Origin of the sequence: Halobacterium noricense (assembly GCF_021233435.1) — an archaeon.
Lineage (GTDB): Archaea > Halobacteriota > Halobacteria > Halobacteriales > Halobacteriaceae > Halobacterium > Halobacterium noricense.
This window is the reverse complement of the sequence record NZ_CP089468.1, coordinates 1,397,508-1,421,971: the sequence shown is the minus strand read 5'-3', so window position 1 is coordinate 1,421,971 and position 24,464 is coordinate 1,397,508. Positions and strand designations below refer to the sequence as shown.

Genomic DNA, 24,464 nt, shown 5'->3' with positions numbered 1-24,464 from the left:
ATCTATGAAAATCCGGTTTTCCCAGACTCTGTACAAGGCATTAATATATTATTGAACAACGTGTCCCAGGCGAAATTCGAGAAGGTGCACGGCCGAAGCTCACCCCTCAAGACAAGGATGCGCACGAGAACACGAATCCGAAACGCCCTGAGTCAGAACCTACTCGTCGATAAGAGCGTCAATAAGCGTGTCGTACTCGAAATCGTTGATCGGATGCGACTCGTCTTTGACTCTGGTAATGGCGAATCGAGAACTAGTCCGCGTGATCTCGTCGATCGCCTCGTAATCTCCGATTAGCGACTCGGCCATCTTTCGATCCACAACGTGGGAAATCACGATGAAATCAGTGTCTCCAATCGTGAAATACACTTGATTGACGCCCTCGATATCGGCCAGTTTCTCGCCGACCGTCTCGTGGTAGCCTTCTCCAAATTCCGCGTACACCTCACTGATGAGCGTGATCGACAAGCCCAACTCCTCAAGGTTCATATCCGACAGGTCATTCTCCAGGGGTCCGTCCTCTCGGAGTTTATTCAACCGATAGTGGACCGTCGACTTCGGGATATCGGTGTGCTTCTCGATCTTCTCCGGACTGTTGATGCCCTCTTCTGCGATTGTCGTCAGGATCTGGATGTCTTTCTCGTCCATGGGTTTCCTCGTGTTTCGAACTGCGCTCGGTGTAGAAAACTACTACCTACTCACTGTTATATCTTTAGCAACTCTTGAACGGTGTTCAGGAAATAACCTATATATAGAACCGGAGTCAACACAGGCGCTTCTGTACCAACAGCGGCAGCCACTCTCTCGCCAACAACACGCGTACCGGCTAGCAACCCAAATTAGTTGAACATAATACCACTATACGCCAAGGTTATGAATTCTGATTAAGATTTATTGTATTAGAGAAACAGTATCCAGTTATGCTCCATAGCCGAGGGCCGCTCCTCACCACTAACCTGACCGAACAGACTACCACAGAAACGGACATCAACGCAACCCTCCAGCAATACATCGGCGGGCGTGGGGTGGGGACGAAACTGGTCTACGACCGGACACCCTTCGACGCGGACCCGCTCGGGCCGCAGAACCGCCTCGTGTTCACCACGGGGCCGATGCAGGTCTCGAACATGAGCTTTACCGGCCGGATGAACGCAACGGCCGTCTCCCCGCTGACTGACGGCTTGCTCTCCTCGAACGCAGGCGGATTCATGTCCCGACACCTTGCGGAGACGGGCTACGGCGCTATCGAACTCACCGGAGCCAGCGACAACCTCGTCATCGTGCACGTCCGCGACGACGGCGTCACCTTCGAGGAAGTGCCGGACCTAGTTGGTGCGACGGTCCCGGAGACGTGCGCGCACATCGAGGCCGAACACGGCCTCGAATCCGAACACGTCGCCTGTATCGGCCCGGCCGGCGAGAATCTCGTCCGTTTTGCCTCGGTCATGACGACCGAGGAACGCGCGTTCGGTCGTGGTGGGCTCGGTGCCGTCCTCGGCTCGAAGAATGTGAAAGCCCTCACCTTCGACGGTGATTCCCGTCCCGACATCGACGTGCCAACGGGCCAGATGGAAATACACCGCGAGGCGGCCACCGACGACCACATCATGAAAGAACAGGGGACGGTGTCCGTGATGGATCTCGCCAACGAAATGGACGGCCTCCCTTCCTATTATTTCTCCGAGCAGTCCTTCGAGGGCGTCGAAGGCATCAACGGCGACGCCATCGCCGAGAAAAAATACGAGAAAGGAACGTGCTCGGCGTGCGCGTTCGCCTGCAAACTCCCAACCCGCGACGAGGCCCGCGGCGTCGAAACCGAGGGGCCGGAGTTCGAGGTGGCGATGGCCTTTGGCTCCAACTCCGGGGTCGACGACATCGTGGACGTGATGAAGTCCAACCAGCTCTGCGATGAATACGGCCTTGACGCGATTTCGGCGGGGAACACGGTCGCGGCCTACCTGGCGGCCAACGACGAGTTCGGCAACGAGGACCTCGTCTGGGAACTCGTCGAACAGATCGCCCACCGCGAGGGTGTCGGCGACGAACTCGCGGAGGGAATTGGGCGCGTCCACGACGAGTTGGGCGTCGAGAATTGGTCGGTCAAGAATATGGATTTCGCTGCCCACGAGGGTCGCATCCTCCACGGCCAAGGCCTCTCCTACGCTGTTTCGAATCGCGGTGCGGACCACATGTACGCCACCTTCTACTCCGTGGAGTATCCGCTCGTCCCCGACGACGAGGCGATGGCTCCCCGTGGGTTCGACGGGAAGGCTCAGCGGCTGGTCGAACGCGAGAACCTGATGGCGCTCACCGACAGCGGCGTCGTCTGCAAATTCTCTAGGGACTACATGACTCCCGAACGCTACGAGATGCTGTTCGGCGCGGATTTCGAGGAACTGCTGGACGTCGGCAGTCGAATCGTGACACTGGAGCGTCACTTCAACAATCAGCGCGGCCTCGACCGCGACGACGACCGCCTCCCCTACGAAGACCAACTCCCCGGCTTCGAGGACGCCCTCGACGCCTACTACGACGCCAGAGGCTGGCATCACGACGGTACAGTCCCGGACAGTGCGCTCTCTATGAAGGGATCCCTCAACGCCTAGTTTTCGGAATTAATTGAGAGACGACACCCCCATCTATTGCGACGTTTTCGTGGTGGTCAGCGGGAGCGCGTTCGTTGGATGGATGAAGTTCACTGTCTGTTGTGGACGCCACCCTCTACGGTCGGAAGGAGAAAGAACGGACAGTTAGCGAGTTTCTCTGTCGAGCGCGTCTTCGATGGTGGTGACGGTGCGTTCGAGTTGCTCTCGGGAAATCGGGAGTGGGGGCTGGAAGCGGAGGACGTTCGAGTAGAACCCACCAACGCCCATCACAATCCCGTCTTCACGGAGTTGGTTGCCGACGCGTTTTGCGAGTTTGGCGTCTGGTGCTGGTGCAACGTCCATCGGCCCCGTCTCCGATGGGTCGACTAATTCGACGCCTTGCATCAGCCCGAGGCCTCGGGTATCCCCGACGACCTCGTAGGCTGCTTCGAGGTCAGCTAACCGATCACCGAGCCAGGCACCCTGTTCGCGTGCATTCGCAACTAAGCCATCCTGTAACTCCTTGATGGTTGCTTGGGCTGCTGCACAGGCAACTGGGTTCCCGCCGAATGTTGAGAGGTGATCGCCGGATTCGAAGGCGTTGGCGATTTCCTCGCGGGCAGTAAATGCGCCGAGTGGCAGGCCGTTTGCAATCCCTTTTGCTTGCGGCATGATGTCTGGGACAACATCGAAATGGTCGCTAGCCCACATTTCCCCTGTCCGTCCGTAGCCCGTCTGTACCTCGTCAACGATCAGCAAGCCACCGTGCTCGTGTGTGATTTCCTGAATTCGTTCAAGCCACCCCTCCGGCGGAACGATAATCCCGCCCTCACCCATGATTGGCTCGACAATAACGGCAGCGAGATCACCGGACGTATGCGTTTCAATAATGCGCTCGAGCTGGTTTGCGCAATCCGCCGTACAGGAGTCGCCATCACAGCGTGGACATCGGTAGCTGTACGGCGGAGCTACGTGTGCGACGTCATTCAGCGTCGGCGCCATCTCGTCCTTGTAGGCCTTGTTCCCAGTAAGAGATAGAGAGCCAAGCGTACGCCCGTGGAAGGACATCTCCAGGGCGACCACTTCCTTCGAGCCAGTGTACTTCCGGGCGAGTTTCACAGCACCTTCCACGGCTTCTGTCCCCGAATTCGCGAAGAAGGTTTTCTGCAGGTCCCCCGGTGTTACTTCGGCTAATTTCTCGGCGAGGTCCGCGGCTGGTTGATGTGGGTGCAGGTACGTACAGCCGTGGATGAATTCATCGAGCTGGTCTTTGGCGGCCTCAACGACAGCTTCGTTTCGATGTCCGGCGTTTGTAACGGAAATGCCGGAGAAGACGTCGAGGTATTCGTTGCCATCGAAGTCCTCGACGGTACAGCCTTCAGCGCGTTTAATTGGGACGTTGAGGCTTTTCCAGATTGGCATGAGGTACTGCTCGTATCGCTCCTCAATTGCCGCGTTTCCCGCGGGCATGGATTGTTCTTGGGTCATAGTCTCCTCTATGTAGGTGGATTAAATCCTATAACTTAACCTTTTCCCAGACAATATTCGACTTTTGCTGAATTAAGAATACCTTGTTCGAATACGGGTGTCGAAGAGAATTGATCAGAAACCGTAAAGAGCACCCCCAACCTCAGCCAACGACGAAAGCCGTGGGTTTTCGCGCTGGATAGCTTTGAGCCCTCTACTTGTCCCAACTGGCAGCAGCGAACTCTCGAAGGTGGCTGCAAACAAGGTCACACACCGCCATCGCGCCACCACCGATCAGGCAAACCGTAAGTGGATCAGACAGCCCATCTGCAATTCGCTGGAACTCGTTCTCGATGTGCTCACAGCCGAATGTTGGTCTTATGGTAGACTCACCTCGTAGTCAGCTGCCGACTCCTGGAACTCGTCCCACTCGGGAGGTGTTCGTCGTCAATTCCACCGTGCGTTTCGAGATACCGGGGCAAGGCGTCGATTTCGTCTTCGAGGCCGTACTTCGTCGCTCGGTCTTGAGGCTCTCTCGTCGATGTCGACGTGGCTGAGCAGTAGGAGACAGTACGAGCGGTGGCGGGTTGTCGTCATCAATCAGTAGCGTGTGACGACAGAGGTCAGCCGTCGAGACATCCGCTACGGCCTCGGAGTAGAGGTAGTAGCACTGGCGAATCAGCAGAGACTGGAGGTCGAACACCACGAATCGAGCGAGGCCGGTCTCGTTGAAATGCTCCGCTTCGACTAACGAAGGTGGCGTGACTGTGTCGGAACGAACGCATCAGATCACCTAGTAATAGACTGCGTTCGGTCAGTAAGGGTATTCCAGAGGGTGGGAAACGGCCACGCTAGACGTTGTTCATGCGGGTTTTGGTAGTGGTGCCGCAGGCCTGGCATTCAGCAACTCGGTAGGGTTCCCGAGAGAACGACGCGTTCTCGTCTTTGTCGCTTTCGGTGAGAATATCGATTGTAACGCTGTGTGGCTGCTCGCGGCCACAGGCTGTGCACTCTTCCGTGATTCCATCGGATTGGACGTTTTTACTGGCCATCGGATTCACCATTCTCTACAATACCCAGCCACCCTCTTCCAGGGTATGCCTATACAGTTAGGCTGGGCGCCGTCTCCACAAAACCCGAACACACAGCACCACCTGAAGCTGATCGAACCAAACGTGAGTTGTACGATCTGTAATAAAACACCCAGAGTCGAGCGTTGAGGCACTCGGTTGGCTGTTGCTGGCCGATGTGGGTTGTAGAGAAGTGCTCCGTCAGGGATTCGAACCGGACCCAGACGTGCTCGCTCACGCCGTTCGCTGCGCGCGACTGGTAGGATTCGAATCCCTTCCGTGCGCTTCCTTCTTCGTCACTTCGTTCCTCAGAAGAGTGCTCCGTCAGGGATTCGAACCCTGGTCCTTGCCGTGAGAGGGCAAGATGATTGGCCGGACTACACCAACGGAGCGCGTCCACTCTTTCGTAGCCGAGGTGTACAAATAACGGTTTCGTCTCGGCTGCACGCTGCGAGAGTGACACACACGTAGTCTCGGGAATCCATCGAGGGACGGCGACGCTACCGAACTACTCGGAGAGCGTTAGGCCGACGTGGTGTCGGCGACTTCGAGCAGTTCCTGGTAGCGGTTGCGGATAGTGACCGTGCTGATGTCGGCGGCTGCGGCGACGTCGTCCTGCGTGGAGCGGGTGGCGGTCAGGCGGCCGGCAGCGTAGATGGCTGCGGCGGCGAGGCCGACTGGGGATTTACCGTTAAACACGCCCGTGCCGTCGGCGGTGTCGAGCAGCTGGCGGGCGCGGCGTTCGACGTGGTCTTCGACGTCGAGCTCAGAGGCGATGCGGCCGACGTAGCTGGTGGGGTCGGCAGGCTTGACGGCGAGGCCGAGTTCGCGGACGATGTAGCGGTACGTCCGCTTGAACTCCATGTCGTCGACGCGGCTGACGTTCGCGACTTCCTTGATGCTGCGCGGGTGGTTGGCCTGCCGGCCGGCAGCGTAGATGGCCGCGGATGCGACGCCTTCGATGCTGCGGCCGGGGAGGAGGTCGTCGCTGAGGGCGCGGCGGTAGATGACCGAGGCGGTCTCACGGACGTCCTCCGGGAGGCCGAGCGCGCTCCCCATGCGTTCGATTTCTGCGAGCGCCTGCTTGAGGTTGCGCTCCTTGCTGTCGCGGGTGCGGAAGCGCTCGTTCCACTTGCGGAGGCGCTGCATCTTCTGGCGCTGGCTGGACGAGAGGCTGTTGCCGTAGGCGTCTTTGTCCTGCCAGCCGATGTTCGTCGACAGCCCCTTGTCGTGCATCAGCTTCGTCGTGGGGGCACCGACGCGGGATTTCTCGTCCTGCTCGCTGGAGTCGAACGCGCGCCACTCGGGGCCGCGGTCGATGTCGTCCTCTTCGACGACGAGGCCACAGTCGACACAGATGGTCTCGCCGTGAGTTTCGTCCTGTTCGAGGGATCCGCCACATTCGGGGCAGGTGTGGGTCTGCGCGTGTTCGGTTTCGGTCGTGTCCGTCTCGTGCTGTGCCGTTCCGCTGTACTGTTGGATTGTCTTCGTACTCATGTTGAATTCCGGTCCGGGATGCCGGCCACAGTGGGCTCCCGGGGACCCGTCTATAACTATAGGTAAGGGCCAGTGATACTTAAAGTTTGCGCTGGACTTAACTGTGACAATCGATATTTCCGGAAGGCCCTTGAACGACGAGCAGGCCAAAACAGCAATAAATCGACTCGCAACCGAGCGTGCACGCTCACTCGCCGTCCCGCAACACCACGTTCGTCGCCTCGTAGTCCTCGAGGAACGCACCGACCGCACCAACAGTCACCGACCGGTCGCCAGTGTCGACGGAGAGCATGTTCTCCATCCCGAAATCGCTAGTCCTGGGAGCGACGAGCCCCTGTTTCGTCCCGGTAATCGTCCCCGTAATCGTCTGTGGGTCCTCGCTGGTCTCGGTCGGCCGGACTGACAGCATCGCATCGACGCTACGGCCGGCACGGCGGAGGAGGGTGGCGTCGTAGAGTGCGCGCCGAAAGTTGTCGCCGTAATCGTGGGGGAGCGCAGCGGGACGGCGAACGGACAGCGGTTCGGAGGCTGCCCAGACGGTGCCGAGGAACGCGCTCTCGATGGCGACCGCGGTGGAGTAGTTCTGGAACGTGACGGCGCTGGCGTCGCCGTGGTCCCAGCCGAGGAGGGTGGCTGGCGCGATGACGCCACGCTGCTGGTCGATACAGAGGTACATGGACTCGTCTTTCGACCACGACTTGACGACAGTGGCCACGTCGCCGTATCGAGCGTCCAAGGTGGCCTCGTCGAGCCCACTGACAGCGACGAGGACGAGACAGCCCCGTTCGACGGCACCCCGGATTACGGTCGCGAGTTCGTCGAAGGCGTCTGCCGGGAGCGTCACGAATACTTCGTCGTCGGCGGCCTCGACGAACGACCGGACGCGCCGCAGTAGCGTCTGGCGCGACCGGATTAGTTCGAGCGTGTCGAAGTCGTCGTCGGGGCGCTCGTACTGTTCGTCGAGTTCGCGCATCGTCTCGGTCATGGTGTGGACGCGCTCTTCGAGTGCCTCCGAGGGCGGTGTCGCACGGATTTGCGTGGGTGTCTGGTGGTCGTCGACAGTGACCAGTCCTTCTCGTTCGAGGTCGTCACAGACGTCGTAGACGTAGCTGGTGGAGACGCCGGCGTCCGTGGCGAGGTCGCTCGGCGTGCCGCGGCCGCGTTCGACGGCTTCGAGGTAGACGCTGGCTTCCTTCTCGGAGAACCCGAACTGTTGGAGCCGGGAGACGAGGCGCGCGTCGTCGGTCATTAGGCCATCCGATGATGTCGCCACTCAAGAAGGCACGGAGTGGGACAGCGTGTGGTTCGCGGCGCTCGCACAGCGGCCACGTATTCCTCGGTAGCTGTATTGGGAGAAAATGTTTCACAACGAGTGGAAAATTATTTCCAAAAATACACTCAATAGCTGTACAAACATTTATTTAATTCCGTGTATGTTCTCGATTGGATGCCAGACGACACACACGGTAACGGTGAGCACACGACTGGCGCGACACGACGAATGTTCCTCAAGGCCGCGGGCGGAACCGCCGCCGTCCCGCTGCTCACAGCAACCGACCTCGCCGCCGCCCAAGCAACCGACACCAGAGACGTCGCGGACATCGTCGCCGAGATGACCCTCGACGAGAAAGTCCGACGCACCCGTGGCGGCAGCGGCGGCCCGGACGGCGTCGCCGGCACACTCCCCGGAGTCGAACGCCTCGACGTCCCCAGCATCGTGATGGCCGACGGGCCGACGGGAGCCTCACTCGGCGACCCGACAACCGCGTTCCCGCACCCGATTGCGGCCACAGCCACCTTCGACCCGGACCTCGTGGACGAGCAAGCCCGCGCCATCGCCCGCGAAGCGAAATCCGGCGGCGTACAGATGCTGCTCGGCCCCTCGATGGACCTGTTCCGCGTGCCCCTCCACGCACGCAACGCCGAGACGCTCGGCGAAGACCCGTTCCTCGCGTCCACCATCGCCGCCGCCTACACGGGCGCGGTCCAATCAGAGGGCGTCATCGCGACACCCAAGCACTTCGCGTGCTACAACCAGGCGAGTTCGACGGGCGACGTCCTGGACTACTTCTCGTACTCCGAGCACAACGTCGTCGTCGGAGAACGCGCACTCCGCGAACTCTACCTCCGACCGTTCGAGGCCGCCGTCGCCGACGGCGACGCGGGCGCAATCATGACCGCGTACAACCGCATCAACGGCATCTTCTCCAGCGAGCACGACGACCTGCTCGACGACATCCTCAAAGAGGGAGTTCGACGGGCTCGTCGTCTCCGACTGGGGCGGCACCCACAGTACCGTCCACGCGGCCGTCAACGGCCTCGACGTCGAGATGCCCAGCGGGACGTACTTCGGGGACGCGCTCGCGGACGCCGTCGAAGCCGACCGCGTCAACGAGACGACGGTCGTCGACGACATGGTCCAGCGAGGACTGCACTCCCAACAGCAGACCGGCGCGCTCGCCGGCGAACAGGCCGGCAGCGACCCCGCTCGCGGCACCGACGAGCACTACCAGACCGCCCAACACGTCGCCGAGGAGGGCACCGTCCTGTTGAAAAACGACGACCTGCTCCCGCTGGACGCGGACTCGCTGGACGAACTCGCGCTCGTCGGCCCGAACGTCGAGTCGTTCAAGCCCAGCGTCGGCGGGAGCGACCACATCGACGCGATTCGACGCATCAGTCCTGCCGACGGCATTCGAGAGGTCGCCGGCGACGTCACCGTGACCACCGTCGCGACCGACCCGCGCGAACTCGTCGGCCCGGACGCGTTCACGCCGGCGTCGGGGAACGGCGCTGGCCTCACTGCAAAGTACTACCCGAACGCCGATTGGTCGGGGTCGCCCACGCGCACTCGCGTCGAGGACAACGTGGCGTTGACCGAAGACGACCTCTCGGGCATCGACGCCGAGAACGTCTCCGTTCGCTGGACCGGGACCGTCACGCCGTCGGAGTCGGGGACGTACGCGCTCGCGTTGACGAGCCAAGCGCCCAGTCGCCTCTACGTCGACGGTGAGGAAGTCGTCACGAACGAAGGTGGCGGCTTCATGGGGCCGAAGACCGAGGAGTACACGCTCGAACTGGAGGCCGGGCAGTCTCACGAAATTCGCGTGGACGCCGTCGGCACGCCGCCCGTCAACCTCGAATGGACGCCACCAGCGGCCGTCCAGGAGGCTGCGGATGCCGCCGCGAGCGCGGACACAGCCATCGTGCTCGCGAAGACGGACACGTTCTACGGCGACGACCGCCACGAGTTCGCGCTCCCCGGCAACCAGAACGCAGTCATCTCCGCGGTTGCGGACGCCAACGCCGACACCGCCGTCGTCTCGAACGCGGAGTCGCCGGTCGCGATGCCGTGGCTGGCTGCCGTGACGGCCGTCCTCCAGCTCTGGTTCCCAGGCCAGGAAGGCGGTCGCGCACTCGCAAACGTCCTGTTCGGGGAGACGAACCCCTCCGGGAAGACGCCGGTCACGTTCGCCGAGTCCCTCGGCGACTACCTCCCGCAGGCAGTTGATTCGCTACCGAACGGCGCGCGCGGCTACCCGGGCATCGACGGAACCGCGTACTACGACGAGGGCGTGTTCGTCGGCTACCGTCACTTCGACGAGCACGACATCGAGCCGCTGTTCCCGTTCGGGCACGGCGAGTCCTACACGGCCTTCGAGTACGAGAACGCGTCCGTCTCGCGGGCCGCGACGACGCCCGTGGATGGCCTGACCGTGAGCGTCGACGTGACGAACACCGGCGACCGGGACGGCGCGGAAGCCGTCCAAGTGTACGTCGGCGCGGTCGACCCAAGCGTCGAGCGACCGCCGAAGGAACTCGCAGGCATCGCAAAGACCGACGTCGCCGCCGGCGAGACCGAGACGGTTTCCGTGAAACTCGACCGCGAGGCGTTCCGGTACTGGGACGACGAGGCCGACGAGTGGGCCGTCGACTACGGCGAGTACGACGTCTCCGTCGCGGCGTCCTCCCGGGACGTCCGCGCGACCGAGCGCATCGAACTCCGAGAATCAGTCCAGCAGTCCGAATCCACTACCAGCGGGACGGGAACGCAGTCGGAAACAGCGACAGCATCGGGGTCGACGGGCGGTAATGCGCCTGGGTTCGGCGCGGCCGCGGCAGCCGTCGCGTTCACCGCGGGCGTCGTCCAGCGGTTCCGGGACGACGACTAACGGCCACACCCAGTCTCAGGGTGCGAGGCGGTTCTTCCGGTGTTTCATCTCCGCTTCGTAGTAGTCGAACGTGTGCGGACACCACTCCGCAGCGAGGTCCAGCAGCTGCTCGGTGAGGTCCCGGATCTCCCACTGGGCGTCCGCGGCCGCCCGCATGTCCGCGATGTGCATCAGCGACCGCGGATTCAGCGTGACGACGACGTTCACTTCGGTCCCAATCGGCAGGACGAATCGCGCGTCCTCTGGCGGCATCCCGAGTTCCAGCAACTCCTGGTAGTCCTCGACGGACTGCCGGACGGACTGCTGGAAGATTTCCTCGCGCTGCTCGATAGTCTCTTCGTCGACGTCCGCGTTCTTCTGATTGCGGCCGATCCAATCCGGGTCGGTCGCCGACGGCGGCGTCACCACCATCTCACCCTCCTCGACGTCCGCGGGGTCGACCTCGTCGAAGGCGACGTACCGCATCGACTGCACGTCGAAGCTCGCGTGCCGATGCCGAGTGAGCTGGGCCATACACGACCGACTCATCCCCTCGATGGCGAACGTCGCGCTCGGGTGCTCGAAAGGCCCGTAGTGCCCGCGCTTGAGGAGCTTCGCGAGGAAGTTCGCTTTCTGGTCCTCAATATTATCGCCCTCGACGCCGTCCATCGCTTCCTCGAAGTCCTGTTCGGCGACCCAGCCGCTCATGTAGTCGTTGCGCGCGCCCCGGCAGATGAGTTCTTCCGGGTCGTCGGTCGTGTCGAGAAGACGGACTCGCATGTTGGACGTGGATGCTCGCGCCGTGGACAAAAGCGCTCCGAAGGCAACGGCCACTAACCAGAAGTACCGGCCTGCCCCAGTTCCCGGTATGCCGTACCAGAAGGCGACGATAGCTGACGCCGAATCGGCGCTGCCGGACGACGCCCGCGCGAAGATGTTCCGAATGAAAGACGCCCTCGACACCGAGGAGGTGGCGTTCACGCTGTTCACGATGGAACCCAACGCCGAGGGCATGGAACACGACCACCGCGACTCCGGCCAGGAAGAGGTCTACTACGTTGTCGAGGGTGGTGTCGACGTGGAGTTCGGGGACGCGACTGTTTCCCTAGACGAACGCGAAGCCATCCGCATCGACGCCGAGGAGTCCCGCCAGATTCGCAACCGCGACCACTACTCCGAACTCGTCCTCGTCGGCGCACCGCGCTAGCGACCGACAGCCGCCGCACACGCTTCTCCTCGCATTCGCGTCCCGCCAACGCCTAAGTGTCGGACAGCGTAGCCAGCGTATGGCCACCAATCTCGCTGCCGGCGTCGACGCGTTCACGAGCAACGCCTTCCTCGTGGAGGGCGACCGCACGGCGCTCGTGGACCCAGGTGCGAACTTCGATGTCGGCAGTCCCGTCCGCGAGCACGTCGACGATCTCGACGCAGTACTTGTCACACACCCCCACCCCGACCACGTCGGCAACCTCGACGACGTGAAAGCCGCCTTCGACGTCGATGCCTGGGGCTTCGACGCCAGCGACGATGGCATCGACCACGAACTCGCGGACGGCGACACCGTCGCTATCGGCGACCACGACTACGAGGCCCTGCACACACCCGGCCACGAGCCACACCACTTGGCCTTCTACTCGCAGGACGCGAGCGTGTTGTTCGCCGCGGACCTCGTGTTCGCCAACGGCGCGTTCGGCCGCACCGACCTGGAGGGTGGCGACCGTGACACACTCCTGAGAAGCATCGACCGCGTGCTCGACGTCGTCGACGACCTCGACGTGATGCACGCAGGCCACGGCCCGAGCGTCACGACTGGCGCAATCGAGAACATCGAGTTGGCGGCGCGGGCCGCCCGACAGCGGTAACTATTCGGTATCGATGGTCCGCAAAACGCTGCGCGTTTTGACGGGCCGCGGAAGACGCCTCAGGCGTCTTCCGCAACGCCGTAGTAGCCGGGCTCTTCCTCCTCGCGGGGTTCGGCGACGACGAGGTCGTCGCTGTGGTTCATAATCCACGGAATCGCCCAATCGAGGAGCACGTTCTCCGTGTTCGGGTCCAGTTCCGCGTCGGCCGCCAAGTCCTGGAGGAGGCGCGCAATCTCGTAGACGGTGTACATCTCGTCCTCGTCGAGGAGCTCCGCCGGCGTGTAGAAGTCACACGGGTGGAATGTCTCGAAGTCGTCCTTCGGAACGGGCATACTCGACGTGCGTGCGTCGCGACGAAAAAACCCCCGGTGGCGCGCCGGTCGTGGGGAACGCTTATCTGAGCGTCCGTCGCAACCACGGACGAACGGTCCGTATGACAACGTACGACACGCAGCCCCAGTCGGGTCTCGACGACGGGAAGGCCGCGCTGGTCGACGCCCTCCACGACGCGCTCGGCGACCCTCTCCGAGACGTCTGGGTACTCGACCAACGCACCCAACAGCCGCTGTACCTCCGCGATGACGTCGCCGAACGCATCGAAGACGTCGCTGTCGAGAAACACCTCGACAACGAACGTTACGGCTTCGTCACACGCCAGACGTACAACCGCCTCCACTACTCGGAGTTCCGGTACACGCACCGCGGGTTCGACACGTGGGAGCTGTTCCGGACGTTCGTCACGGACGACGACGCCCAGGTCGGCGTCGTCGTCGGCCTGGATTCGGACGGCACCAGCTACGACTTCGGCACGCTCACCGACGTCGTCCACGGCCTCGCCGACGAGTACGGTGCCGGCGCGTTCGCACCAGTCGCTCCCGACGACGCGTAGCGCGAAGAAAAACGGCGGATGTGTAACGCTACTCGAAGCGCGCAGCGACGTCCTCGTAGCGGTCCGCGACGTCGTCCCAGTCGACGACGTCGAAGAAGTTGTCGACGAAGTCGCCACGGGCGGGACCGTAGTCGTAGTAGTAGGAGTGCTCCCAGACGTCGAGGGCCAGAATCGGATGGGAGCCCCAGAGCGCGCCCTTGTCGTGCTTGTCGACGACGACGTTGCGCAGCTGCTCGGAGTGGCTGTCGTAGACCAGCAGCGCCCAGCCACCCGCCGCGGAGGCTGCGGCCTCGAATTCGCCCTTCCAGGCCTCGTAGGAGCCGAAGTCCTCCTCGATTTGCGCGGCGAGCGCGCCGGCGGGTTCGCCGCCGCCGTTCGGGCTCATGTTGTTCCAGAAGATGGAGTGCAGGATGTGCCCGGAGCCGTTGTGGGTTACGTTCCCGATAGCGCCCGGCGACGACGAGAAGTTACCCTCCTCGCGGTTTTCCTCGAGGGTTTCCTCGGCGCTGTTCCAGCCGTTGACGTAGCCCTGGTGGTGCGTGTCGTGGTGCCACGTCAGCACTTGCTCGGAGATGTGCGGTTCGAGTGCGTCGTAGTCGTACGGAAGCGGTGGAAGTTCGTAGTCACTCATGGTGCGGTCACCCGGGAGAACCATCGTAGCGGTTCGTGTTAAACGTTTGTGGCATCTTTGCTAGCACGCACCACGAAAACCGGCGAGTAACGCCGCTTGCTCGCGGTTTGGATGGTCACTCACATACGTCCGGAGCTTCGACCACCGCGTATGCGTTCGTGGCGCGGCGTCGGCCTCGTGACCGGCTGGCAGTTCACCGCGAGCCTCGCGTTCTACGCCATCTTCGCGTCGACAGCGTTCGTCCGCGGCGACTTCGGAATCTCCCGCGCGCTCACCGGCACCGTCGTCACCGCCATCATGCTCGGCTACACCGTCCTCCTCTTCGGAACGGGCGCTGCGGTCGACGGCTACGGCGAACGCCCCGTGATGATCGTCGGGCTGCTCGGCATGGCCGTCGGGTGCATCGGCGTCGCGTACGCGCCGACGTTCCCACTGTTGCTCGCCGCGCTCGTCGTCCTCGGATTCGCGTACGCCACCGCGATGCCCGCAACCAACCGCGCCATCGTCGCCGTCTCCCCGAAGGGCAGCCGCAACCTCGCGATGAACGTCAAACAGGTCGGCGTCACCGGCGGCTCCGGTCTCGGTGCGCTCCTCGTCACAGGCATCGCCGCCACCCGCTTCGGCTGGCGCGCGGGCTTCCTCGTCATCGCTGGCATCGCCGTCGTCGTCGCCGCAGCGTTCGCCGCCGGCTACGAGGGAACGGCCGGCTCCGGAACACTCTCGATGCCGGACGTCCGCGGGCTCCTCGACGACCCCGCGTACCGAGGGCTCGTCGTTGCCGGCCTGTTCCTCGGCGCGACGGTGTTCACGACCACGGGCTACGTCGTCCTCCACATGACCGAATCCGTCGCCGTCGCCGCCGGCTTCGCGGGTGCCGTGCTCGCGAGCGTGCAGGTCGCGGGCAGCGTCGGCCGGCTCGTCGGCGGCGCACTCTCCGACCGGCTCGGTGGCTCGCCGGCCCGCGGCCCCGCACTCGTGCTAACCGCACAGGGCGTCCTCGCCGCCGTCTGCTTCCTCGGTGTCACCGTCGCGGAGACCCCATGGACGTCGGCCGTCGCGTTCGCGCTGCTAGGGCTGTTCATTCTCGGGTTCCCCGGCGTCTACTACGCGACGATGACCGCCATCGTCGACGACGACGAAGTCGGAGCCGCCACCGCGGGCGGCCAGACCATGCTGAACCTCGGCGGCATCACCGCGCCGCCGCTGTTCGGGTTCGTCGTCGACGGCTTCAGTTACGACGTCGCGTGGACGCTCGCCGCCGCCGTCACGGCAATCGGGGCAATCGTCGTCTGGACGCAGGTCGCCCGGCAGGCTTCAGAGTAGTTGCTAGCGAAATTTCTTCGCTCAGACTGGTGCTCGGAATTCAAACGACCGAACTGGGACGCGGATACACACACTCAGGAACGAAGTGTTCCATAAACCGACCACACGCTGGCTGCCGGGAGGTACGTACAAACAGCGCCGACGACGACGAGGGACAGGAAGGTATTGAGCCCCCACCAGCCGGTCACACCATACACCGCAAGGAAGGAAACGACCCCACTCAGGTGTGCGAGTAGGGCACGGGTCGTCGACCCGTGTTCGAAACTGCCCCAGACCCCGACGATAGCTCCGAGGACGACGAACGCGTACCCGAGCAACGACGACGACGCGGCAGAGTTCATCGGCTGTCGAATCGTGAATTCGTAGTAGCTCTCCTGATACTCGACGTAGTAGCGCCCGTACCCGGGCTGTGCGGTGGTATCACTTGCGCTCGTTAATTCCGTGACTTGGTGTTCCAGGCCTCGAATCGTGGTTCTGTTGTCCGGGGCTTCGAGTGCTTGGCGGAAGGCGTCCTGTGCGGTTGCTGGCAGCTCTGTGAACTGGTAGATGACGTCGACGCCGGGGTCTGACGCTTGGGCGGCTTCGGTTGCGGCGGCCCGTGTTGTCGCCTCCACACTGTACGTGAACTCGGGCAAATTCGCAAAGTGCGTGGCTTGCCCACCGAAAACCACCATTCCGAGGCCGATACCGACTAGCAGAATTGGCCAGCACTGAGCGTGATTCTCTGCCACTGCTAGTCACCCGTCGTATCGCGCCACAAAATGTTGTGCCTGTCTCGATCGAGCCATGCCATCACAACTAGGGGGAGTAGTGCGAATGCGGTGGTTGCGAGGATTGCCCCAGCGAATATGAATTGGGTGAAGCCGGGTGCACTTCCTCGGGCTAACGAAATCCACGTTCCACCGGCGAATCCGACGACCATCGCGGTGAGCAAGAGGCCTGCCGCTTCGAGATTTGTTCGTTCTCGCACGAGGATTCCTGCGAGGTAGCCTGCTGGAACCGGGAGCGTGACGAGCAGTAGTTCCATCTGTGTGCCGACCAGCCGGCGGAGAGTCAGGGGCGTGCCATATTCGGGCGGGTAAACTCCTAAATCGAGATACATGACTATGACACCGGTGACGAAGACGACGGCGAGCGTCGCTATCGCGTTCAACACCCGCTTTCGTACCGTGTTCGGACGCAAGATGCCGGTTAGTATGCCGAGTGCAGCGTATGCTATTCCGACGCGGAGAAGTACCGATGCTCGACCGAGCCCATAGCCCGTTGAGAGCCCTCCCATACGAACCGCGATCCATAGTAGAATCACCCCGGAAACAGCCAATACAATACTTCACCGGTTCACAGCAAAGCTAGATAACGACTGTGCGAAGTGTCTTGTGGAGATCTGTACTGAGTGGTGGTGCAACTGTACTTCCAGAAACAACGCACCACATCGAGGCATGTGCTCACGGACTTGATTTGGCGTGGAACAGCCGCTCGAGAGGATTGCGACTGCTACACTCCCAAACGAGAGACGTGGAGCTGGCCGACATCGTTCCGAACAGTTACCACAGGAAGTATTTATGGGAGGCACGCCAAAGACTCACACATGAATGACCCCGGTAGCGCCATGGGTGATTCCCCTCCAGGGTCTCTACAACCCTCGGACGACGACTCGACTGGGTCGAGCTGGTGGGGCGTGGTCTGGATCCTCCTTCCGTTCCTGCTCTTCGTCATCCTGCTCGCCGCGACAATCTTCCTGGCCTCCTGAGCGTCGGCCGTTTCGGACCGTCAGAGAGTGAGGCCACAGGTAGTCCAGGCGCGACTATCCCAAGTAGTTCGAGAAGCAGTACCGCCACTGTACGCAACGATGGGTAGGTCGTCTGTACTTAGCGATTCATCGAACACCGAGGAAGCTGGTTTTCACCAGCTGGTTCAGAGTGGAACAGCCGCCCAAGCGGTGTATATCGAGTATTGGTGAAGTGAACCAGGCACAAGATATTTTCTCGGTATGCCACATGTCTAGGGTATGCCCTCCCGCCGGAAGTTTCTCGCAGGAGTGAGTACTGCGAGTGCTGTCGGGGTGATTGGCTGCCTTGGTACGTCCGACACGACGACAGGACTCGTTTTGAGGAAATCAATCGACGTCGAGGTGACCAGTGCTGATGGGAACCCGGTCAGGACTGACCTGCTCAACGTGATTTTCGAGCAGGATGAAAATATCCTCCACGGGTCCTACGATCCGGAGTACATAGCGTCTGCTATCGATGAACGGTTCGTTACCGTTTCCGACGATCTCCACGAGGCACTAAGAAATCAGTTCCAGGACGTGCGGTATCTTGCTAATGTAGAATCGACTGAGGGAGATAAGACCCCAGTCAATACAGCGGCCACACAAACCGCCTTTAACGAACTTACCCTCGGTGGTGTCGCATCGGTCAGTACCACATGGGGAGATGATGGATTCGGCTATCTCCGAGTCCACAATACTGAGCCCCGGAATCAGGCAGTCTCTGACAGCAATATTACACCCTTTGACCTTGACGCGAGGGTTAACTCAGAATAATTAGTTGTACACCCGTACGTAACGAAAGTACTCAACCTATCGAGGCGGGTTCTCACCAGCTGATTCAGAGTGAAACAGCCGCTCAGTAGAGTGGTGGTAGTTACTTTGCTAATGACTATGGTGAGTAACCCGGAGAACTACGACAACTGGCAGAGCGAAGACAGCCACAACGACAATCGCAAAGAGCGGAATTTCAATAATAACACTCAATCGCTGACGGATGATATATAAGAGACCGACAGCCAGTAAACCAACCAACAATGCAAGTGGATACCGCATCTCCCGCTGCCGAAACCAGAAATAGCCACTCAGACTTAGCCCGATACCGGGAATAACGAACAGACCAGTAGAAACGAAAAATAGACCGGCGGCCATCCCAGTGTACTGCCACGGCTGAAACACGACAAGACTCCCGACGATACCCGTGATACCGACCAGACTAATAACGACCGCTGGAACCTGCTCGTACCGACTTTGACCGGGTGCAGACTCTCGGAACCAGAACCAACCAGTTACGACAAATCCGAGATTAATCAGAAGGAGAAGAATAGTGGCCAATTCCGGAAGGTCAGCATTTAACGGCCCATATTCAGGCCAAAGACCAACGATGGTAAGAAGACTACTGATGAGTCCTAAAATGATGAGTGATTTAGCCTCTGTCGTAGCCATACGGGTAGAATCCTTCGAACGTGTAAATGTCTTGTCTGCACTTAACGAAATGCCGCACCACATCGGGATGGGTTCTCCCGAACTGGATTTGGCGTCGAACAGTCGATCAGTAGGGGTGTGAACTAAGCTCGAAAGTTGTGGCTCCGTTCTGGCTCTGTTGCGTGCTTCATCTAGCAAGAAGGCTCTCTGAAATCGACTACCGGTTTTCCCCCTTCATATCGCTTCATAATTCGGATTCTGACGAATTCACTATCCTTGCAGTCAATCGTAATATATCTCGTCGCTGTTTTTTCGATTGAGTCAACATCGACTTCAATCCGGAATTTGGAACCTATCTCGACGGATTGTAAGGCGTTTACTGTGTTGACAGATGGGGCCTCGTTAGGTGGTGCAGCAGGTAGTTCTGCTTGTTGCTCCCAAACTTTGGAATCATTAGCATCGAAAATTTGAATAACTACTGCCTGTTTACTATCCAACAGATTTGAGAGGTATACCGTTGCGTCGGTGCGTTGCTGAGAGGAAGAGCATCCCGCTATACCTAACATAGAGAGTGTCGTAACGGTGGAGAGGAATTTTCGGCGGGAAGAGGATGACTTCATGTGTTTGGTTTCAACTAAAAGTTGGGGGATATTATATTTGTGGATGGGCCTACAATATGGTGGGCGCTGTACGTATCGGAGCTACTCATCACGTTGAGGCGGGTTCTCACCAGCTAGATTTGGCGTGGAACAGTCCCTCAGTCGATAGATGGACTGTCAATCTATCTTATAAAGGCCCCAATAGAGAATGGCGGCCAGCGTCACGATTAAGATGACTACGATTCCCCTTCCCGTGCGTAGAACTGGCCATAGTTCCATCGCAATAAGGATGGATAGAAGCCAGATGATGAGGTTGAGTCGAAAAATCACTCTTTTTCGTGCCATAAATCACACATGGTAATCTGCATACAAGTATCTAATTACAGAAGACTATGATGAAAACTCAATAAACGCCCTGTACTTAGCGAGACCTCTCGTGTCTATACCAATTAAAAGCAAATGGGCGAATCTCTCAGGTGAGTCGGGCACGGTCGATCACTCAAATACGCCGGCTTTCATCGCACTCGTGTACACAAATCCAAGGAGGAGCCCGGGAACCATCGCCCACGTGTGCAGGACGACTCGGTTCAGCAGGTCGCCGCGAAGATAGAACGCCAAACCTAGCGATACCACAACGAATACACTACCAAACAGCAGTTCATCTCTATATGACCCTACTGCGAGCGCTCCGCCGGTTGCAGCGGGTATCGTTCCCAAGCCGAACACTAAGAAGAGAATCTCCTTGTCCAGCAACCACAGGCTGAACTCAGTGAGTCCAAGCGCAGCTCCACCATACATGAGCGTGACGACACTCGCGGCCTCTAGGATTGATTCTGGGCCGTATTTCTCCGTGATTGTAACGTAACTAGCCACTCCAAAAACGATTCCTGTTACTCCGATTGCTGGGGCAGACCCGAGGGGCGAGAGGGCGGTCGCATTTGGCCGCCCCTCAATTGTGGCGAGAACGTACAGGATGCCGAGTGTAAGCACAGTAATGAGGCCTGCTTGAACCCGGTTATTCACGTTAATTATAACTGCCGTTGTAGCAATAAGTTTTCTGTGAGTACATAACAATTAGAGAACCCTGCACATACCGAAGCTACTCGCCACTTCGAGACAGGTTCTCACCAACTGCATTTGGTGTAAAACAAATGCTCAGTAGAGATGCATCTATATTGAGTACTGACTTGCTACTGGACTGGCTCCGCGCGCACTTCCTCGCCCCAGTAATCACCGTATCCGATGCTTAGTTCATAATATTGTTCACCGTCTCGGATATAATCGACACCGTCTAACTCGTCAGGTAACGCATTCCATTTCCCAAACGTCGTCTCGTACCGTCCGTTCTCAATCGCCTTTTCGACGGCCTCTCGAACGTCCGGCGTGAAATTTCCGAGAGACACGACAGTGGCATTCTCAGGCGGTGCTTGCTCTCGTTCAGAGACCTCGATTATATGCTGTGCCACGATTGGTCCGACATGCCACGTGAGGCGATAGTACGTCCCGTTCTTCAGGACGTACTCGTGATTCTGGAAAACGTCCTGAGCGTCAGTGGGGAAGTACGTTCGATTGACGTATGGTGACTCACGGATAGCGTCGGGAGCGAACCCGACTTGTCGCTGCTGGGCGGTATCGAACGCTCGTTGCTCGGTGTCCGAGAGTTCGGTGTAGTTGACAGTGTTACTCGGCGTTGCATTCGACGGGCTGGACGTAGTTGTTGGGTCCGGGGACGTCGTCTCTGTTGGTTGCGTGGAGGGAGCGCCGCCGTTCAGCCCGCTACAGCCAGCGAGCAGCACGAGGAGGACGACCATCAATTCACGGCGCATACTGTCAGTTCCCAAACCAGCAATAAAGTGTTTTGTGGGTAGACAGAAAACACAATCAAGTCACTTCGAGACTGACCGATACCACGATCCCGCGTACTTAGAGAAGCTACGCATCACACCGAGGCAAATTCTTCCCAGCGAACCCGGAGTGAAATAGCCGCTCAGTAGGGGTGCAAACCGCGAAGTTGGGGCGACTTATTCAGTTGTTTCGTGAATGATGTGGTGGTGGAGCTGGCGGAACAACAGCAGAGCAGATACCGGGAATGTGAGTAGAGTACCAATTCTTCCCAATACGAATTGGAGGATAACCCCGATGATAATGACCTGAACTGTCCAGATAATCGCTCTGACGTGCCAGCCGATGTATCCGTGGAATATCGTCTCCCGGGATTGCTCTATCGCTTCACTCATTTTCCTTACAAGGATTTCACAACAACATAAACATAGGTTTTGTGACCGCCTGCAGTTGTACTAACCGTGAATCGGCTTGTCTGTACCTTACGAAACGCCGAACCGCATCGAGGCGGGTTCTCACCAGCTGATTTGACGTGAAACAGCCGCTCAGTAGGTGTGCGAATATAACGCACGGGTAAGCTCAGCCGTCGTCTCTACGGCAATTAGGAGACGTTGCCATAGTAGTATAACGCGTTTCTCGGTTCAATTCGATTCGTCCCACAACTCGTGTTCGACAGAAATCTCGAACTCTCCGCCAGAGGAAACATCGAGAGTGTAGGTGAGTTCAACGCTCTGCTCTCGATCGCCGAACTCTATCTCGGCCATCGTCTCATAGGTGTCGGCCGGGAAACAGTAGGAGTCCGGCCCTCGATAATAGGCTTCGTGGAGGACACTGTACGTTTCATCTGGCGCAATTTCTTTCTCTTTTGCCAGATTCTGTCCCTTGAGATAGGGGCCTCGTTCACCCTCCGCACTCGTATCAATCACCCGCCAACAGCCGTTGACGGGGTCCTCCGGAAATTCACCCTGCGCAAGACTCACACGGGGCGAATCCGGGTACAACAATACGGCACCGCGCTCCCCACTCAGTGGCTGCAGAAACTCGAAGGCGTACGTTCCCAAGCTCACCGGGGAGACCGATATCGACTCATCGTGTGTGTGAGCAAGCGTCAGTGCTATCTCGGCCGGTGATTCCTCCGATGGTTGCGTGACGACAGCTGCACCAAGATTCAGGTCTTCGATTGTGGCTTGCTCAATTGTTGTCGGTGATGTCGTCTCCGTTGCTGTCTCCGAGCCTGGTGTTGTAGTTCCAGAGATTCCATCGGAGTCTGTTGGAGAGGCACTATCGCCCGAGGAACAGCCCGCCATTCCCGCTAAGGCGGCTGTCGCTCCCAGAAGAACGTGCCGTCGATTCATACCTGAACACTCGCACGGCTCCGGTAAGTGCCTTGTCTGTACTAACCGTATTTCCGACTCCGGTTAGCCGTCGCCGCGTGCCCGCTCGAACATCGATATTGCTTCCTCGCGGCGCTCGCCGTGGTCCACAATCGGATCCGGGTAGTCGGGCGCGAGTTCCGCGCGCTCGTCGGCGTCCAACTCCGGCCACGCGTGAATCTTCTCGGCAGCCACGTCCCGTAGCTCCGGGACGTACTCGGTGATGTACTCGGCGTCCGGGTCGTAGCGCTCGCCCTGCGTCGTCGGATTGAAGATGCGGAAGTACGGCTGTGCGTCGGTGCCCGTGGAGGCCGCCCACTGCCAGCCGCCGTTGTCGTTGGCGGTGTCGTGGTCGACGAGGTGCCCGCGGAAGTGGTCGTACCCCTCGCGCCAATCCACCAGGAGGTCCTTCGTCAGGAACGAGGCGACAATCATCCGCACGCGATTGTGCATGTACGCCTCCTCGCGGAGTTGACGCATTCCCGCATCGACGATTGGGTACCCCGTCTCCCCACGCTTCCACGCCGCGAGTTCGGCATCGTCGTCGCGCCACTCGATTGGGTTCGCGTACTCCTTGTAGTTCTGCGAGACGACTTCCGGATTGAAGTACAGTACTTGTGCGTAGAACTCCCGCCACGCGAGTTGCCCCTGATACTCCTCGACGCCCTCACGCTCCGCCTCGCCGTCCGCCTCGGCCATCGCGTCCTCCGTTCGCTCGTACAGTTCGCGGACGCCAATCGTCCCGAATTTGAGGTCCTGGGAGAGCCGCGACGTCGCCGCTTGCGCGGGGTAGTCGCGGGCCTCCTCGTAGCGGAAGATGTCGTCCTCGCAGAAGGCCGCGAGGCGCTCGCGAGCTGCGTCCGTCCCTGCGGCTGGCAGTTTTGCGTCGGGCTCCGCGAATCCGAGGTCCGCCACTGTCGGCAACTCCTCGCCCGACACGTCCGCGAGGTCTCCCTCGGCTGGTTCGGGGACTGGCTCCGGTTTCTCGCGGTCCTGCCACTTCTTCCAGAAGTACGTGTACACGGAGTAGGGGTCGCCGGCGTTCGTGCGAATCGCGCCGGGCTCGTGGAAGACCGCGTCGTGGACCTGCTCGTGGGAGACGCTAGCGTCGTCGAGCGCGGCGCGGACGGCCTCGTCGCGCTCGCGGGCGAGCCCCGAGTAGTCGTGGTTCCAGACGACGCGGTCGACATCGTACTCCTCGGCGAGCGCGGGCAGCGCCGCCGACGCGTCGCCGCGACGGACGAGGAGGTCGCTGCCGAGGTCGCGGTAGCGCGCCCGCAGGTCGGCGAGCGCGTCCAGCATGAACGCCACTCGTGGCGGGCTCGCGTGGTCGAGGACGACGTCGTCGAAGCAGAACACGGGGACGACCTCGCCCGAATCGGTGGCCGCGGCGAGCCCGCGGTTGTCGGCCGTGCGGAGGTCGCGGCGGTGCCAGAACAGCTGCATGCCCGACTCGTGGGACGGGGACTGCGAAAAAGTACCGCTACTCGAACACGCGGAACGACCCGCGGCCGACCGCAACTTCGACGCGTTCTCCCTCGTCGTCTTCGCAGGTGACTGTAACCTCAGCAACGCCGACCGTGGAGCCGACGCGGATGACTTCGGCTTCGGCAACGAGGTCGCCGCGGGCAGGCCGGAGGTAGGAGACGTTCAGGTCGATGGTGGCGACGCCAGCGGTGACGGGTTCGTCGAGGGTCGTGCGGATGGCGAGTCCGCCTGCGGTGTCGATGATGGTCGCGGCGATGCCGCCGTGGACGTTCCCTTCGCCTGCGCCGTGGTTGGTGAGCTTCCCGTCGTAGGGGATGCGCAGCGTCATTTCGCCGTCGTCGACGGCCTCCACCTGGAGGTCCAGAAAGGAGAGGAAGCCGTGGTCGTCGACGTACGATTGGATGAACGCCTGCACGTCCTCGGCGTCGAACGCTGTCATGCGTTCGGATGCGTGGTCACCCGGCAAAAGGCCACCGGGTCGATGCGACCCCAGC

The 24,464-nt window shown here is 60.4% G+C and carries 24 protein-coding genes, 1 tRNA gene and 2 pseudogenes; 8 read left to right on the top strand and 19 right to left on the bottom strand.

The window, feature by feature from the left end; translation table 11 throughout:
* Positions 1 to 159: 159 nt before the first annotated feature.
* Positions 160 to 648, bottom strand: a complete 489-nt coding sequence (locus LT974_RS07695; protein ID WP_232590182.1) for an Lrp/AsnC family transcriptional regulator — start codon at positions 646 to 648, stop codon at positions 160 to 162.
* A gap of 272 nt (positions 649 to 920) precedes the next feature.
* Between LT974_RS07695 and LT974_RS07690 the strand changes: the two genes are divergently transcribed.
* On the top strand, positions 921 to 2,606 hold the full coding sequence (locus LT974_RS07690; protein ID WP_232590181.1) for an aldehyde ferredoxin oxidoreductase family protein: 1,686 nt from the start codon (positions 921 to 923) through the stop codon (positions 2,604 to 2,606).
* A 144-nt stretch (positions 2,607 to 2,750) separates the two neighbouring features.
* Here LT974_RS07690 and LT974_RS07685 read toward each other — a convergent pair whose 3' ends face one another.
* From LT974_RS07685 to LT974_RS07660, 6 genes and pseudogenes are all read right to left on the bottom strand, one after another.
* Positions 2,751 to 4,055, bottom strand: a complete 1,305-nt coding sequence (locus LT974_RS07685) for an aspartate aminotransferase family protein (RefSeq protein WP_232590180.1) — start codon at positions 4,053 to 4,055, stop codon at positions 2,751 to 2,753.
* 375 nt (positions 4,056 to 4,430) lie between these two features.
* Positions 4,431 to 4,800, bottom strand: a pseudogene (locus LT974_RS17820) (transcriptional regulator TrmB); the annotation flags it as partial.
* A gap of 103 nt (positions 4,801 to 4,903) precedes the next feature.
* Positions 4,904 to 5,104: a DUF7835 family putative zinc beta-ribbon protein gene (locus LT974_RS18020; protein WP_232590178.1), complete on the bottom strand. Its 201-nt coding sequence runs from the start codon at positions 5,102 to 5,104 to the stop codon at positions 4,904 to 4,906.
* Positions 5,105 to 5,439: 335 nt separating this feature from the next.
* Positions 5,440 to 5,514: transfer RNA gene (locus tag LT974_RS07670), tRNA-Glu, on the bottom strand.
* A gap of 130 nt (positions 5,515 to 5,644) precedes the next feature.
* Entirely contained in the window at positions 5,645 to 6,619 is a 975-nt protein-coding gene (locus LT974_RS07665; protein ID WP_232590176.1) for a transcription initiation factor IIB, read from the bottom strand.
* A 187-nt stretch (positions 6,620 to 6,806) separates the two neighbouring features.
* A complete protein-coding gene (locus tag LT974_RS07660) occupies positions 6,807 to 7,868 on the bottom strand; it encodes a TrmB family transcriptional regulator (protein WP_232590174.1) in 1,062 nt (353 codons plus the stop codon).
* Between the two features lie 198 nt (positions 7,869 to 8,066).
* Here LT974_RS07660 and LT974_RS17905 point away from each other — a divergent pair.
* A pseudogene (locus LT974_RS17905) lies at positions 8,067 to 8,810 on the top strand (glycoside hydrolase family 3 N-terminal domain-containing protein); the annotation flags it as partial.
* A 139-nt stretch (positions 8,811 to 8,949) separates the two neighbouring features.
* Positions 8,950 to 10,791, top strand: coding sequence for a glycoside hydrolase family 3 C-terminal domain-containing protein (locus LT974_RS07645; protein WP_232590170.1), 1,842 nt, complete (start codon positions 8,950 to 8,952; stop codon positions 10,789 to 10,791).
* Positions 10,792 to 10,806: 15 nt separating this feature from the next.
* On the opposite strand, the gene thyX is transcribed toward LT974_RS07645, so the two are convergent.
* Positions 10,807 to 11,550 carry an FAD-dependent thymidylate synthase gene (gene thyX / locus LT974_RS07640; RefSeq protein ID WP_232590169.1) on the bottom strand — a complete coding sequence of 248 codons (744 nt, stop codon included), beginning with the start codon at positions 11,548 to 11,550 and terminating at the stop codon, positions 10,807 to 10,809.
* An 88-nt stretch (positions 11,551 to 11,638) separates the two neighbouring features.
* On the opposite strand from thyX, the gene LT974_RS07635 reads away from it, so the two are divergent.
* Both LT974_RS07635 and LT974_RS07630 read left to right on the top strand, forming a co-directional pair.
* Positions 11,639 to 11,977 carry a cupin domain-containing protein gene (locus LT974_RS07635; protein ID WP_232590168.1) on the top strand — a complete coding sequence of 113 codons (339 nt, stop codon included), beginning with the start codon at positions 11,639 to 11,641 and terminating at the stop codon, positions 11,975 to 11,977.
* 79 nt (positions 11,978 to 12,056) lie between these two features.
* The gene (locus LT974_RS07630; RefSeq protein WP_232590167.1) at positions 12,057 to 12,632 is read left to right on the top strand and encodes an MBL fold metallo-hydrolase; all 576 of its coding nucleotides are present in this window, start codon (positions 12,057 to 12,059) and stop codon (positions 12,630 to 12,632) included.
* Positions 12,633 to 12,691: 59 nt separating this feature from the next.
* On the opposite strand, the gene LT974_RS07625 is transcribed toward LT974_RS07630, so the two are convergent.
* Positions 12,692 to 12,964 (bottom strand): DUF5827 family protein, encoded by a 273-nt coding sequence (locus LT974_RS07625; protein ID WP_232590166.1) that lies wholly within the window; start codon positions 12,962 to 12,964, stop codon positions 12,692 to 12,694.
* Between the two features lie 101 nt (positions 12,965 to 13,065).
* Between LT974_RS07625 and LT974_RS07620 the strand changes: the two genes are divergently transcribed.
* Positions 13,066 to 13,521 carry a DUF7522 family protein gene (locus LT974_RS07620; protein WP_232590165.1) on the top strand — a complete coding sequence of 152 codons (456 nt, stop codon included), beginning with the start codon at positions 13,066 to 13,068 and terminating at the stop codon, positions 13,519 to 13,521.
* 28 nt (positions 13,522 to 13,549) lie between these two features.
* Here LT974_RS07620 and sod read toward each other — a convergent pair whose 3' ends face one another.
* Positions 13,550 to 14,152: a superoxide dismutase gene (gene sod / locus LT974_RS07615; protein ID WP_232590164.1), complete on the bottom strand. Its 603-nt coding sequence runs from the start codon at positions 14,150 to 14,152 to the stop codon at positions 13,550 to 13,552.
* 150 nt (positions 14,153 to 14,302) lie between these two features.
* On the opposite strand from sod, the gene LT974_RS07610 reads away from it, so the two are divergent.
* Positions 14,303 to 15,475 (top strand): MFS transporter, encoded by a 1,173-nt coding sequence (locus LT974_RS07610; protein WP_232590163.1) that lies wholly within the window; start codon positions 14,303 to 14,305, stop codon positions 15,473 to 15,475.
* 74 nt (positions 15,476 to 15,549) lie between these two features.
* Here the strand turns inward: LT974_RS07610 and LT974_RS07605 are convergent, their stop codons facing one another.
* Positions 15,550 to 16,089, bottom strand: coding sequence for a hypothetical protein (locus LT974_RS07605; RefSeq protein ID WP_232590161.1), 540 nt, complete (start codon positions 16,087 to 16,089; stop codon positions 15,550 to 15,552).
* 119 nt (positions 16,090 to 16,208) lie between these two features.
* Positions 16,209 to 16,754: a hypothetical protein gene (locus LT974_RS07600; protein ID WP_232590159.1), complete on the bottom strand. Its 546-nt coding sequence runs from the start codon at positions 16,752 to 16,754 to the stop codon at positions 16,209 to 16,211.
* A gap of 729 nt (positions 16,755 to 17,483) precedes the next feature.
* On the opposite strand from LT974_RS07600, the gene LT974_RS07595 reads away from it, so the two are divergent.
* A complete protein-coding gene (locus tag LT974_RS07595; protein ID WP_232590157.1) occupies positions 17,484 to 18,020 on the top strand; it encodes a twin-arginine translocation signal domain-containing protein in 537 nt (178 codons plus the stop codon).
* Between the two features lie 108 nt (positions 18,021 to 18,128).
* Here the strand turns inward: LT974_RS07595 and LT974_RS07590 are convergent, their stop codons facing one another.
* The 7 genes from LT974_RS07590 to LT974_RS07560 all read right to left on the bottom strand — a co-directional run bounded on the left by LT974_RS07590 (position 18,129) and on the right by LT974_RS07560 (position 24,409).
* The gene (locus LT974_RS07590; protein WP_232590156.1) at positions 18,129 to 18,689 is read right to left on the bottom strand and encodes a hypothetical protein; all 561 of its coding nucleotides are present in this window, start codon (positions 18,687 to 18,689) and stop codon (positions 18,129 to 18,131) included.
* A 1,073-nt stretch (positions 18,690 to 19,762) separates the two neighbouring features.
* On the bottom strand, positions 19,763 to 20,290 hold the full coding sequence (locus LT974_RS07585) for a hypothetical protein (RefSeq protein WP_232590155.1): 528 nt from the start codon (positions 20,288 to 20,290) through the stop codon (positions 19,763 to 19,765).
* A gap of 167 nt (positions 20,291 to 20,457) precedes the next feature.
* Positions 20,458 to 21,078: a hypothetical protein gene (locus tag LT974_RS07580; protein WP_232590154.1), complete on the bottom strand. Its 621-nt coding sequence runs from the start codon at positions 21,076 to 21,078 to the stop codon at positions 20,458 to 20,460.
* Positions 21,079 to 21,288: 210 nt separating this feature from the next.
* A complete protein-coding gene (locus tag LT974_RS07575; protein WP_232590153.1) occupies positions 21,289 to 21,504 on the bottom strand; it encodes a hypothetical protein in 216 nt (71 codons plus the stop codon).
* A gap of 246 nt (positions 21,505 to 21,750) precedes the next feature.
* The gene (locus LT974_RS07570; protein ID WP_232590152.1) at positions 21,751 to 22,464 is read right to left on the bottom strand and encodes a hypothetical protein; all 714 of its coding nucleotides are present in this window, start codon (positions 22,462 to 22,464) and stop codon (positions 21,751 to 21,753) included.
* Positions 22,465 to 22,527: 63 nt separating this feature from the next.
* The gene (locus LT974_RS07565; RefSeq protein WP_232590151.1) at positions 22,528 to 23,928 is read right to left on the bottom strand and encodes a cryptochrome/photolyase family protein; all 1,401 of its coding nucleotides are present in this window, start codon (positions 23,926 to 23,928) and stop codon (positions 22,528 to 22,530) included.
* A 37-nt stretch (positions 23,929 to 23,965) separates the two neighbouring features.
* On the bottom strand, positions 23,966 to 24,409 hold the full coding sequence (locus LT974_RS07560; protein ID WP_232590150.1) for a PaaI family thioesterase: 444 nt from the start codon (positions 24,407 to 24,409) through the stop codon (positions 23,966 to 23,968).
* Positions 24,410 to 24,464 lie beyond the last annotated feature (55 nt).